This window comes from Pseudomonas sp. P129 (genome assembly GCF_020312195.1).
In the GTDB taxonomy this organism is placed as follows: domain Bacteria; phylum Pseudomonadota; class Gammaproteobacteria; order Pseudomonadales; family Pseudomonadaceae; genus Aquipseudomonas; species Aquipseudomonas fragariae.
The window spans coordinates 62986-75908 of record NZ_JAGPYS010000008.1; the positions used below are offsets into that span (position 1 = coordinate 62986).

A 12923-nucleotide genomic window follows, 5' to 3' on the forward strand; every position below is an offset into this window, starting at 1 on the left:
ACGCTCTGCGTCCTGCCCTCAGCTATCAACTGACACCTGTCACGCCAGACACTCCAGCATCTGCGCCTGCAACTTATCCACATCCTGCGCGGTGGAAAAAATCAATTCCAGGCGTGAGTCCTGACGCCATTCGCTGATTTGCCAGGCCAGCGGAGCACCATCAACGACGTTGCCGGAATACCAGCCGCCCTCGCTGTGGATAACCATCTTCGCCCGTCGCCAATCAAAGCTTTCCAGCCAGCGCAGGATGCGCTGCAGGTCGAAGCGCTGCGAGGGATGCCAGCGCCAACCGATGCTCCAGCCTTCAGCACTGACCTGACTCAGACAGATCGGCAACTTCGGGTCGGTCCATAGCGCGGGCAAGTGGCCGACGCCGTTGGGCAGCATCAGCTTATCCACAGCCTGTTTATCCACAGCGGTGCCACTGGCGAACCCCGGCACACGGCTCAGGGGCAGCTCGCCGTGTCGGGTCCAGATCAAGGCGTGCGGCAGCAACTGTTCGGTCAATGCCTGACGAGAGATATCATCCAGTTGCTCGGACTTGTTCATGACCACCAGCCCGGCATGCGCCAGGGCTTCCTGCTGAGTACTCGGCAACGGTTGTCCGGCGAGCATTGCCTGCGCGTCCAGCACCACCACGCCGGGCTGGACATCCAGGACGCCGCGCCACGGCGCTTCGCGCAATTGCGTCATCAGCTGCGCGGGATGGCCCAGCCCCGAAGGCTCGATCAACAGACGGTCCGGTCGCGCCTTGCGCAACAAACGCCCCAGGCCGATCTGAAAGGGCACGCCATTGACGCAACACAGGCAGCCGCCAGCCACTTCGCCAAGTGCGATACCATCGGCATCCGTAGTCAGCAGCGCGGCGTCCAGGCCGATCTGCCCGAACTCGTTGATCAGTATGGCCCAGCGCTCATGGGCAGGTTTCTGCGCCAGCAGGCGCTTGATCAGGCTGGTCTTGCCGGCGCCCAGCGGGCCACCGATGACATGCGTCGGTATGTTTTGCAGCATGAGATCACTTTTGGCGAATGCGTGGTTCATTGAAGAGCAAGGAAGGATAACGATGCAAGTAATGCGGCTGTCTGCCCGCCTGGCGTTGATGCTGCTGACAGTGTCTTGCGGCTCAGCGTGGGCCGAAGCGTGCCTGGTCCACAGCCAGGCCGAAAGGCTCGACGTGAAGGTCTGCCAGGAAAATATCAACATCCCGGCAAACCTGTTTCACGACAGCTTCTGCCAGCCGCAACTGGCCGGGCAGAAGACTGAGACCGTCTATTCGCAACAGTGCCCGACAGGTGCGTTCGGCGTCTGCCGCAATGCGCAGGTTGCCAATATGCCGTATCGCGAGCACATCCACTATTACGGCGTCGCCGGTGATGCGCTGTACCTCAAGCCCTTCTGCGAAGGCCAGAGCAAGGGGCAGTGGCTAACGCCTGACTGAACCTCAGGCCAGCCAGTCCAGCGTCAGAATCAACCTGCGCTCGTTGCGCAGCAGTTGCGGCGAGCGGTGGATCAGACCAAAACCTTCATTGCCGTGCCAGCGCTCGCCCTTGAGCAGCGCCACTTCACCGCTGTTGATCTGCTGGATATGGGCAGCATCCGTCGGCTCGGCGTCCAGACGCCCCAGTTGTTTGCGGTCCATCACCCCTTCATGCAGCCATTGACTGCCAACCCCGCCGTAAGTGGTGATGAGACGCACCGGCACGTGGTCGACATGGAAGCGCGGGCACATGGCCTTGTCGAGCACCCGCAGGCGCAGGCCAACGCATTCGGCACCCAGCAGACAGGCATAGGCGCTGACCAGCCAGGAAACGTCGGCAATGAACCCCTGATAGCCCAGCAGGTCGGAATAGCCCGATGCCAGCGCGCTCAGGTCAGGCTCGACCTCGCCGCCCTGCACTTCCAGGGTCATGGACTCGGCAAGAGGCTCACCCATCGACAGCAGCAAGGCACCGAAATCTTCTATATGCGCAGGCAACTGACGCTGCCAGAGCGCCAGGTTGACGCCATCCTGCAGAATCTCGCTCAACACATCGGGCGTAGCGCCCTGTACCTGCCGGACTGCGGTTTCAGGTTTAAAACGATAGGCCAGCATCAGGCAGCCACCTCTGCGTGCCATTCGCCAAACGGATCGGCCAGCGCACGCCAACGCTCGACACCCGCCTCCATCTCCGCATCAGTGAGCAGGCAGTTGTCCAGCTCGGCGGTCAGCCGCGCAAAATCAATGTTCTGGCCGATGAACACCAGTTCCTGCCGACAGTCGCCAGTCTCAGTCGACCAGTTCTCCAGAATGGAACTGACGCTTTCCTTGTCCTCGGGCCAGCTGTCGCGGTTCACGAAACGCCACCAACGCCCGGCAAAGCCATGGCGCATCAAACCGCCTGCCTGCGACCAGCTGCCCGCATCCTTGTATTTGCTGGCCAGCCAGAAGAAGCCTTTGGAGCGCAGCAGCTTGCCGTTGCTCCAGGGACGATTGATGAAATCGAAAAAGCGCTCCGGATGGAACGGCCGGCGAGCACGATAGGCGGTTGATGCAATGCCGTACTCTTCGCTTTCCGGCATGTGTTCGCCGCGCATTTCCTTGAGCCAGCCCGGTGCCTGGGAAGCACGCTGGAAGTCAAAGCGCCCGGTGTTGAGAATCGTCGCCAACGGCACCTGACCCATCACCATCGGCACAATCTCGGCCTCCGGGTTGAGGCGCTTGAGGATCGCCATCAGCTCTTCACGCTCAATGGAACTGATCAGGTCGATCTTGCTAAGCAGGATGACGTCGGCAAACTCGATCTGCTCGATCAGCAGGTCGGTAATCGAGCGATCATCGTCTTCACCCATGGTTTCACCGCGTGTGGACAAGCCGTCTGCGGCCTCGTAATCGAGCAGGAAGTTCACGCCATCGACCACGGTGACCATGGTGTCCAGGCGCGCCAGGTCCATCAGGCTTTTGCCGGCCTCGTCGCGGAAAGTGAAGGTTTCAGCCACGGGCAACGGCTCGGAGATTCCCGTGGATTCGATCAATAAGTAATCAAAACGACCGTCCTGTGCCAGGCGGCTGACCTCTTCGAGCAGATCCTCGCGCAAGGTGCAGCAGATGCAGCCATTGCTCATCTCGATCAGCTTTTCTTCGGCGCGGTTGAGGCTGACATCACGCTGAACTTCGCTGCCGTCGATGTTGATCTCGCTCATGTCGTTGACGATCACCGCAACCCGCAGGTTTTCACGGTTGCGCAGCACGTAATTGAGTAAAGTGCTTTTTCCGGCCCCGAGAAAACCGGACAGAACGGTAACGGGTAGAAGATTTGCCATCAGGATTCTCCAGGCAGCTGCAAGGCTTGAACCTTGTTCATGTCGGCTGCGACGAATCCCTCTGGCAGCCCACTCCAATCACATCAGGATGTTATAGTATAACAAGCCGAAATAGCTATGGCCTTGGTGAAGGGATCTTCATGAGACGGGTTTCGACAGGTTTGATGGCGATGCTGATCAGCACGCATTTGATGGCTGCACCACCAAGACCCTCCGCCGACCTCGCTACCTGTACCCGCAGCGCGACGCTGCTGGCGTGCAACGATGCGCAGGGCAATAGCTACAGCGTGGCAGCCGCCGGATCAACGACGTGGTTAAAGGGCTACGAGGTACTCGACAAGCGCCGTTGGGCGCAGACCAACAGTCGCTATGGCCAGTTGACGTTTTTTACCGGGCTGGCTTCTGATGGCGAAGCCTGGGTAGGCACTGTGCAGCGTGTGGGCTGGACGACAATCACCCGGGTATCCAGCTCAAGCGGCACGCGCAGCAAGATCACCTGCAGCCGCTTGAATGGCTGCCGCTGAGCCGATCAGACCGGCTGTTCCTGCTTCTGCGCCTGCAGCCAGGCCATGTGCGAGTCGACTGGCGGGTTACGCTGGAAATAGCGCTGCAGGCCATCGAACAGACCATCGGCAACGGCCTGTTGATGACGCGCCGTGACCAGGCGCTGGCTGTCGCGGCTGTTGGAGATGAAGCCGGTCTCGACCAGAATCGACGGCACATCCGGTGATTTGAGAACGGCGAAACCGGCCTGTTCAACGCGCTTCTGATGCAGCGTGGTGATGCCTTCCAGACTGCCCAGGACGGTGTGACCCAGTTGCAGGCTGGCCGCAATGGTGGCGTTCATCGACATGTCGAGAATCACCCCGGCGAGCATCGGGTCCTTGTCCTTCAGATTCAGCAGCGACGTGGCACCCAGCAGGTCCGCACCGTTTTCCCGCTGAGCCATGAAACGCGCGGTTGCCGACGTTGCTCCGCCTTCGGAAAGGGCAAACACCGACGCACCCGATGCCGTCAGCCGAGGCGCAGCATCGGCATGCACGGAGATGAACATGTCAGCGTTGGACTTGTGCGCGAACTCGACGCGCTTGCGCAGCGGTACGAAAAAGTCATCGTTGCGCACCAGACGTACGTCGAAGCCCTTCTCGCGCTTCAAGCGTCTGGCCAGCAACTGAGCAATGGACAGCACCACATCTTTTTCACGCTCACCCCGCGAACCAACAGCGCCAGGATCCTTACCGCCATGACCGGCATCGACTACCACCATGATGTCGCGTCCGGTGTGCGCCTTGCTGGTCGGGATCGGCACAGGCACTGGCGGCGGCAGCTCAGCCATCTGCACAGGCGCATGAGCCGTGGAACTCATGTCCAGCACCAGCCGATGCCCCTGCCCGCCTTCCGGACCAAGCAGGAAACTGTTGAGCTGTACCGGTGCGGTGAGGTCCAGCACGATGCGCGTGTCGTCACCCTGGCCGTAGTGCCCGGAGCGAATCGATTTTATGACGGTACGGTCCAGCGCCAATTGGCTGAAGTCGCCGGTCAGCCGCGAACCGCTGACGTCGATGATCAGGCGGTCGGGAGCTGTCAGAGTGAAGGTCTTGTATTGCACCGGGCCGCTCAGGTCGAGGACCAGTCGCAGCTTGTCGTTGGTACGCCAAAGACGGGCGTTACGAATCTGCGTGGCGTAGGCACCCAACGGCAACGTCAGGGCCGCACTGGCCAGCAGCATGTTGAGCAACACTTGGCGTCGGTGCATGGAACGTCTCAAAGAGCAAATTGAGCATCCCGGCTCACGAAGGGTTCATCCACATCATTAGTAACAATATAACATGCAGTTACGAGCGAAAGATGAGGCCCTTCATGAAGATTAAGTCATCTGAAACGCTGTCAGAGGCGACAAAAATTCATCACCTCTGCGCGGCGTGTTCCACGTGGAACATAACTCTCTGAATTTGATCAGGTACGCGGGGCAACGTTGCCACATTGCGGCCCCAGCCACACCGCGCGGGTGTCCATGCTGCCGTTCTGTTGCTGACCGGTGGCGTTGAATGTGCCGACGACGTTGGTGGTGAACTCGCGATCACTCAGGAACTGCGCCTGCCCGGTGCCCTTGGCTTTCGGGCAGCTGAACTGGAAGTTCCAGGTCTTGCCGTTGCGCGCCGTGATCTTTTGCGTGCATCCGGATGCCGGGTCAGTCAGGGGAATGTCGTCCGACTGCACCTGAGCCTGAGTCAGGCAGGCCCTCACACCTTTGCCGCCCAGGGTGACGCCCTGCTTCTTCATCATCTGTTCCATCATCGCACGCTGCTCGGGCGGCAGATTCTGCAACTGCCCCAGCATCAACTGCATGTCCGGCAGCTGCTGTCCGTCCACTTTCATATTGCTGGACGTCAGCTCCCACAAACCCGGTTGCAGCATCTGCGCCTGAGCCAAAGGAGCCGCCAGACAAAACATCCAAGCCAACATGCGTTTGTTCATTTCAAGATTCCTGATCGGGCATTACGGATGAAAACGAGACTGGAATAATCCAGCCAAAAGATAAACCTTAGACGGCACACATGTCGCCCAGTTGCACCCGGAATTAAATAGCGACATTCCTGTTCAGCTGTGGTCTGTTAGGCAGCAAAGGCGAGGAGCATTGTTCCACATGGATTATCACGACCCGTACTTTTTCGGTTACGTCCTGGGTTTCATTCATTTACTCGGTACAGGTGCCGCCATCCATGCATTGCTGACCGTGCGGACTTCCCAAGGCGCAATTGCCTGGGCGATGCCGCTGCTGTTCATTCCCTATTTCACCTTGCTGCCTTATCTGGTGTTCGGCCGAAGCTCATTCGATGCGTACATCAAGGCGCGTCGCCAGGCCAACCAGGAAATGCGGATCGCGATCGGCAGCCTCAACTGGCGGCCATGGATGGAAGAGGCCGTGGCTGCGCGTCGATCGGATGCCTATGCGGCGCTGCGGGCAATGCCCAAGCTGGGCAACATGCCGGCGCTGGCCAACAACAAGGTCAGGCTGCTGATCAACGGCGAAGAAACCTTCGGGGCGATTTTTCAGGCCATCCGTGAAGCGAAAAAGACCATCCTGATTCAGTTCTTCATCATCCATGACGACAAACTCGGCCGCGAGCTGCAGTCGCTGCTGCTGGAAAAAGCCGCCGAAGGTGTAGCGATCTTTGTGCTTTACGATCGTATCGGCAGCCACGCCTTGCCGGGCGTCTATATCGATAAACTGCGCGACGGTGGCGTGCAGATAAAAGCCTTCGCCACACGCGGCGGCTGGCTCAATCGCTTTCAGATCAACTTCCGTAATCACCGCAAAATCGTTGTCGTCGATGGCCTGAAAGGCTATATAGGCGGTCATAACGTGGGTGATGAATACATGGGGCTGAAGCCGCCGCTGGCCCCATGGCGCGACACTCATGTGCAAGTCATCGGCCCGGTGGTCGCCTGCTTGCAGGAGTCGTTCGCCGAGGACTGGTTCTGGGCCACCCGCGAACTGCCACCGCTCAGCCTGCCTGATGAATTTCCCGAAGACGGTGTGCTTTGCCAGTTGCTGACCAGTGGCCCGGCTGATGCGCAGGAAACCTGCTCGCTGTTCTTCGTTGAAGCCATCCATGCTGCCGAAGAGCGCGTGTGGATCACCAGCCCCTACTTCATACCTGACGAAGCCGTCAGCGCTGCGCTGACCCTGGCGGTATTGCGCGGCGTGGACGTGCGCCTGCTGCTGCCGTCGCGCCCCGATCATTACGTGGTGTACGCCGCTTCAAGTCTGTACGCCTTCGATGCTGTGCGTGCCGGCGTACGGGTGTTCCGCTACGAACCGGGCTTCCTGCATCAGAAGGTCGTCCTGGTCGACAACGAGATTACCGCCATCGGCAGCGCCAACCTCGACAACCGCTCGTTCCGCCTCAACTTCGAATTGATGCTGCTGACCGTCGACAGCGACTTTTCCAGCCAGGTGGAATCCATGCTCACCGCCGACTTCAACCTCGCCCGCGAAATCTCCGTACAGGAAAGCCACGAAACGCGGCGTCTGCATCAACTGGGTATGCGCGTGGCACGGCTGATTTCACCGATTCTGTGAGACCTGTGCTCGCTACGCTGCTTGCCTTGAGGGGCTAAACGGGACGTCACCCATAAATATCCTCACGCGTCAGTGGCAGTCCGGTCTTGCCGTCGGCGAAGGGTTTTACGGCGAGTATCTGGTGCAGGTTGATCCAGCCTTTGGTGAATCCATAGGCGCAGCCTGCGAGGTACAGCCGCCAGATGCGCAGGGTCTGTTCGGGCACGATGCGCGCGGCTTCGTCGAGCCGGGATTCCAGTCGTGCGCTCCAGTGCTCCAGGGTTTTCGCGTAGTGCGGGCGCAGGCTTTCTACGTCGACCACTTCAAGCCCGGCTTCGCTGATCTGGGCGCTGATCATGGCCATGTGCGGCAGCTCGCCATTGGGGAAAACATAGCGATCGATGAACTCGCCGGCACCACGCCCGACAGGACGACCGTCGGTGTGCCGTGCGGTGATGCCGTGATTCATCACCAGGCCGCCCTCCTTCACTGCACCGAACAGGCGTTGCGCGTACAACGGCAGGTTGGCGTGCCCGACGTGCTCGAACATGCCGACACTGACCACCTTGTCGAAGCGCGCATCCCGCGGCAGGTCGCGGTAGTCGAGCAGTTGCAGGTCGACCTTGTCCTGCAGACCTTCGGCTTGCACGCGTTCGCGGGCCAGCGCCAATTGTTGCTGGCTCAGGGTGATGCCAAAGACCTTCGCGCCGTATTCACGAGCCGCAAAACGCGCCAGCCCGCCCCAGCCGCAGCCGACGTCCAACAGGTACTCACCGCGCTTGAGCCGCAACTTGCGGCACAGGTGGTGGAATTTATCCTGCTGCGCCTGCTCCAGCGATTCGTCGCCGGTTTTGAAATACGCGCAGGAGTAGACCATCTCCCTGTCGAGCCAGAGCTGGTAGAAGTCGTTGGAAACATCGTAGTGGTAGGCAATCGACGCCGCATCAGTGTCTTTGTCATGCTCGACCCGGACCGGATTGCCTGCGCTGTCGTCATCGTCCACCAGCGCGTGGGTCAGTTCATCGCAGACCCGGACCACTTCGCTGATTGAACCCTCCAGTTCCAGCCTACCCTCAACGAACGCGCTGCCAAGCAGGCCCAGACTGGGGTGGCTGAAGTCGGAGACCAGTTGCGGATCCTTGACGACTATCGTGACGCTGGGCGAAGGCCCGAGGTCCATCTGATGACCGTCCCAGAGCCGGAGCCGCAACGGCAGATGAAGATTCTGCAAGGTCGTTGGAAGTTGTGTAAGCATTTCAAAATCACCCCCTTATCCAGAGACTCAAAAAAGAGTAATCCAGCAAGGACCCTGCAAAAGGGCCCGAAAAGGCATTGGCGACGGCAAAACTGCTATGAATCAACTGCGGGGGAACAGCCCTGTGCCCTCTGATTCGAGCCGAGAGTCAGCCTGAATCTGGATCATGCAATGAAACATAGCGCTTAATCTGTAACAGATTTTGTCAAAGCTCAAGCCATTTGACGCACTGACCCTCAGCGCAAACGCGAGCCCTGATGCTGCACGCCCGCGTCCTCGAGCTTGAGCAATGGCTCCTGAAAGCGCAGCAAACGTCCGGCGTTGCCCAATACCAACAGGGTGCTTAGATTGTGCAGGATAGCTGCGACCATCGCGCCCGCAGCGCCAAGCAGACCAAAGGCGGCGAGTGCCACGATGGCCAGCGTCCAGCCCAGCCCGATGATGACGTTGACCTGCAGGGTCTGACGACACTGACGGCTGAGTCGCACGCAGGTGCCGAGGCGGCGCAGGTCGCTGCCGATCAGCACGATGTCGGCAGACGCCAGCGCGATATCCGCCCCGCCCGCGCCCATCGCCACGCCGACCACGCCCGCCTTCAGGGCCAGTGAATCGTTGACCCCGTCGCCCACAACCATCGGCCGGAAGCCATTGGCAATCTCGCCCATGACGCGGTTGAGCTTATCCTCGGGCAACGCCTGTGCCTGAACGTCGGCGATGCCGATATCGTGCGCCAGGCTGTCGGCCACGCTCTGCCGGTCACCGGTCAACAGCAACTGTCGGCCCAGGCCCAGCCCGCGCAATTCGAACAGTGCCGCCTGCGCTTCGGGTTTGACGCTGTCGGCGAGCAGCAGCCAGGCCAGAAAAACCCCATCCAGCGACAGCCCGGCCAGCGGGCCGTCATGTGCCGGGACGGCAGGCGTGACGATGCCCATCTGAGCGAACAACTCCGGGCGGCCCAGTGCTGCATCGCCCTGCCCGGTCGACGCCACTACACCCAGGCCCTGGCGCTCTCGGGTGTCGGTCAGCGGCAACAGTCGGGCATTGTCCACCAGCCCGGCCAAAGCCCGACTCACCGGGTGGCTGCTGGCCGACCCGAGGCTCGCAGCCAGCTCCAGCAATTGTGGATGCTGTGGACCGTCAGCCTGTACGGACTGCAGGCGCAGGCGGCCGTAGGTCAGGGTACCGGTCTTGTCCACAACCAGTGAGTTGAGGTCCGCCAGTTCTTCAAGAAACGCCGAACTGCGGATCAGAATGCCGTGCCGCGCCGCGACCGCAATACCTGCAATGGCGGTGGCCGGGGCCGAAAGCACCAGCGCGCAGGGACAGGCCGCGACCAGCACCGCCAGCATCGCCTGCGCATCCTGAGTGATGAACCAGGTCAGCGCCGCGATCAGCAAGACCAGCACCATGTAACTGCCTGCGTAACGCTCCAACAGACGCGTGATAGGCGGCTTGGAACGCTCCGCGCTCTGCATCAGCGCGATGACCTTGCCCAGCGTGGACTGATCGCCGATGCGGGTCACTTCGATGCGCAGCAGGCCGTCCAGGTTGATGGCGCCACCGAACACTTCGACCCCGATACTGGCTTCCAGAGGGACCGATTCGCCGGTGATCGACGACGTATCCAGACTGGCTTGCCCGGACAGTACCCGACCGTCCGCCGGAACCCGGTCGCCCGCCCGCACTTCCACCTGATCGCCGGCTTTGAGCGTCGCGTTGTCGACCTCGCGCACGCTGCCGTCGGCGCCCAGCAAACGCGCCTGGCTGCGGGTCAGGCGTCCCAGCGCTTCGATGGCCTCCTGCGAGCCGATCACGCTGCGCTCTTCCAGCACATGCCCGAAGATCATGATGATCGGCAGCAAGGCGGCGGTCATCAGGTCACCGGTGGCCCAGGCACCGAGCATCGCCAGCGCAATCAACTGATCGGTGATGCCGTGCAGGCTCGGATGCCGCAGGCTGTGCCAGCCGGCGCTGATCACCGGTATCGCCACCAACAGTGATGCAGCGCCCAACAGCAACTGGCTGACACCTTCCTGCTCCGGGGCGAAAAACCGCCAGACCAGTCCCAATCCCAGCAAGCCCAAGGCCAGCATCGCGAGGGTCAGTTGCCGGGCCGCACTGCGCTGCTCGGCGCTGCTCAGCAGACTGCCAGGCGCTTGCGGCTGTTCGGCGTCGTGGGTGTGAACGGCTTCGCCACTCATTGTGGTGCTCCCTGAATGATCAGGCGGGAATCGTCTTTGGGGTCGATCGTGGTCACCGAACCCGCCTGATGCAGAATGGCCGGTACGCGTTCACGGTAGAGGCGTTGCAGCAGACCGGGGTCGCTGCGGGTTTCGGCCGATTGCGTCAGGCTGACGACCGTTGCGGTGGCCGCCTGCGCCTTGGCCAGACGCTCGGACGCCTGTGCGTGCGCCACTTGCAGGGTTCGGTCGGCCTGTTGATTGGCGGTCTGGGTCAGCTTTTCGGCATCCGTGCGTGCATTGGCCACGGCCTGATCGGCCTGCTGACTGGCCGTCAGTACGGCATTGAACGCATTGACTGCGGAGGTCGGCAGGCTCGACTGCACATCCACCCGAGCGACCTCGACACCGATGCCCATGCCTGTCGCCTTGAGCTCGGCCAGACGCTGATTGATGCCGCGCACCAGGTCGCCACGCAGCCGCTCACGGCGCTCGGCGGCCTGGCTGTCAGCACCGATCAGCTCGGGACGGGCAACCAGAATGGTGTCCAGATCCCGCGCCGCGGTCAGCGCCACAGCGCTGCGATTGACCAGCCGGTCCAGCGCGGGCAATACATGCTCGCCCTGCAATACGAAGGCAGTGGGGTCAGTCACTTTGTAAAACACCGTGACGTCCAGTTGCACCACACCGGCATCGCCAGTCAGCAGAAAACCTGAGCCTGCCAGTGCATCGCTCATGGGTGCCGACAGGGTCGCGACTTCATCGGCCTTCAACGCGGCAGGCGAACGCAGCAGGGTTTCCACGCGCCGCTCTATCACCCGATCAGCCGAAGGCAGCAGCACCACCTGTTCGAATGGCTGCGGCCAGGCGACCAGCAATCCTGCGTTCTGAACCCGTTCGATCGCGCCGAAGTGCATGACCACCGCGCGATTCTGTGGATCGATCTGGCGTATGTTGGACGTCGCCCAGGCCAGCGCGGCGAGCAGTGTCACGCCATACAGCCCCAGAAACGCCAGACGACTCGCCTGCAACCAGGGGCTGTTCACTGGCGGGCGCTGCGCCACGGCTTCGTCGAGCGGCTGGCTCATGGCTGCGTTCCGCTCTTGCCATCCAGCGTCGGCGGGCCGTCCACCAGCACGCGAAACGGCGCAGCGTCGGTGCGCAGTATCAGACGCGTGCCCGGCGTCACGATGGTGCCCAGCGTGTCCAGCGAGCGCAGCAGGTTGTAGAGCTGCGGCGAGCCCGCATAGGCACGCCCATAGATCTGCGCGGCTTCGACCCGCGACTGTGCTTCGATATCAGCCGCCTTGACCGTGGCATCGGCTTCGACAATCCGTGCGTCGCGCTCGGCGGCCGAACGAATCTGCGCCGCCTCTCGCTTGCCCACGGCGGTGCGCTCGGTGGCGATGGTCTCGCGTTCGGCGCGCATGCGGTCCACCGTAGCGTTGAGCGTCACTGACGGCAGGGTCAGTCGTTCAACGCCAACCTGCAGGACACGCACCCCGTAAGTCGCCAGCAGTTGCTGATCGATCTGCTGGCGCAGCTGATTTTCGAAGGCGGTGATATTCACCTTGCTGGCGTCGGTATTCACCAGGCTGGAGAGGTCGAAACTGCTCGCCGTGGTTTCCAGCGCCGAGCCGACAAAGGTGCGGATCTGCCGCGCCGCTTCATCTGGCTGGTTCTGTACCGCGCGCATAAAACGCTGCACGTTGTCGGCATCGCCCTGCACCTGCCACGCCACATAGGCCTGCACGATGATGCGCAAGCCATCGCGGGTACCGACGTCCTGCAGACCGCTGGAGGTGGTACGCAGGCGCAGATCCACCGGGATGGTCGCCTCGAACGGTGCCGGCCAGCGCCAGTTGAGGCCAGGCTCCAGCAGGACGCGGGACGGGTTGCCGAAGCGCGTGACGACGGTCGCCTCGCCCGAACGCACCTGCACCAGGCTCGCTGCCGCAATCGCAAACGCGATCAGCAGCGCAGCCAGGCTTGCCCGTCGCCAGGGGAACGCGGCGGGGCCGCTCGCGCCATGATGGTGGTGGTGATGACCGTGGCCGCCATGGCCGTGACTGTCATGGCTATCGTGGTCGGCGTGATCGTGATGATGGAACAGACTCAAGGG

General features: G+C 61.6%; 12 protein-coding genes. 3 read left to right on the forward strand and 9 right to left on the reverse strand.

Annotation, left to right across the window (positions count from 1 at the left end):
* Positions 1-39 precede the first annotated feature (39 nt).
* A complete protein-coding gene (locus KBY02_RS18700) occupies positions 40-1011 on the reverse strand; it encodes a CobW family GTP-binding protein (protein ID WP_058399177.1) in 972 nt (323 codons plus the stop codon).
* Between the two features lie 52 nt (positions 1012-1063).
* On the opposite strand from KBY02_RS18700, the gene KBY02_RS18705 reads away from it, so the two are divergent.
* Positions 1064-1438: a hypothetical protein gene (locus KBY02_RS18705; protein WP_011269409.1), complete on the forward strand. Its 375-nt coding sequence runs from the start codon at positions 1064-1066 to the stop codon at positions 1436-1438.
* Between the two features lie 3 nt (positions 1439-1441).
* On the opposite strand, the gene KBY02_RS18710 is transcribed toward KBY02_RS18705, so the two are convergent.
* Positions 1442-2092: a DUF1826 domain-containing protein gene (locus KBY02_RS18710; protein ID WP_058822543.1), complete on the reverse strand. Its 651-nt coding sequence runs from the start codon at positions 2090-2092 to the stop codon at positions 1442-1444.
* A complete protein-coding gene (gene zigA / locus KBY02_RS18715; RefSeq protein WP_058399163.1) occupies positions 2092-3300 on the reverse strand; it encodes a zinc metallochaperone GTPase ZigA in 1209 nt (402 codons plus the stop codon). The genes KBY02_RS18710 and zigA overlap by 1 nt, the downstream gene beginning before the upstream one ends.
* Positions 3301-3440: 140 nt before the next feature.
* Here zigA and KBY02_RS18720 point away from each other — a divergent pair, with 140 nt between their 5' ends.
* Complete coding sequence (locus tag KBY02_RS18720) at positions 3441-3824, forward strand: hypothetical protein (protein ID WP_024651559.1); 384 nt, start codon at positions 3441-3443, stop codon at positions 3822-3824.
* Positions 3825-3829: 5 nt separating this feature from the next.
* Here KBY02_RS18720 and KBY02_RS18725 read toward each other — a convergent pair whose 3' ends face one another.
* Together KBY02_RS18725 and KBY02_RS18730 are read right to left on the reverse strand one after the other, a co-directional pair.
* A complete protein-coding gene (locus KBY02_RS18725; RefSeq protein WP_024638986.1) occupies positions 3830-5056 on the reverse strand; it encodes an N-acetylmuramoyl-L-alanine amidase in 1227 nt (408 codons plus the stop codon).
* 200 nt (positions 5057-5256) lie between these two features.
* Complete coding sequence (locus KBY02_RS18730; RefSeq protein WP_003316040.1) at positions 5257-5778, reverse strand: DUF3617 domain-containing protein; 522 nt, start codon at positions 5776-5778, stop codon at positions 5257-5259.
* 169 nt (positions 5779-5947) lie between these two features.
* On the opposite strand from KBY02_RS18730, the gene cls reads away from it, so the two are divergent.
* Complete coding sequence (cls, locus tag KBY02_RS18735; protein ID WP_024641007.1) at positions 5948-7387, forward strand: cardiolipin synthase; 1440 nt, start codon at positions 5948-5950, stop codon at positions 7385-7387.
* Positions 7388-7433: 46 nt separating this feature from the next.
* Here cls and cfaB read toward each other — a convergent pair whose 3' ends face one another.
* The 4 genes from cfaB to hflC form a co-directional block, all read right to left on the reverse strand.
* A complete protein-coding gene (gene cfaB / locus KBY02_RS18740; RefSeq protein WP_024641006.1) occupies positions 7434-8621 on the reverse strand; it encodes a C17 cyclopropane fatty acid synthase CfaB in 1188 nt (395 codons plus the stop codon).
* 236 nt (positions 8622-8857) lie between these two features.
* Positions 8858-10822, reverse strand: coding sequence for a heavy metal translocating P-type ATPase (locus KBY02_RS18745; protein ID WP_032654732.1), 1965 nt, complete (start codon positions 10820-10822; stop codon positions 8858-8860).
* Positions 10819-11889, reverse strand: coding sequence for a protease modulator HflK (gene hflK / locus KBY02_RS18750; RefSeq protein ID WP_003401338.1), 1071 nt, complete (start codon positions 11887-11889; stop codon positions 10819-10821). Before hflK ends, KBY02_RS18745 begins: the two co-directional genes overlap by 4 nt.
* On the reverse strand, positions 11886-12920 hold the full coding sequence (gene hflC / locus KBY02_RS18755) for a protease modulator HflC (RefSeq protein WP_003401340.1): 1035 nt from the start codon (positions 12918-12920) through the stop codon (positions 11886-11888). The genes hflK and hflC overlap by 4 nt, the downstream gene beginning before the upstream one ends.
* Positions 12921-12923 lie beyond the last annotated feature (3 nt).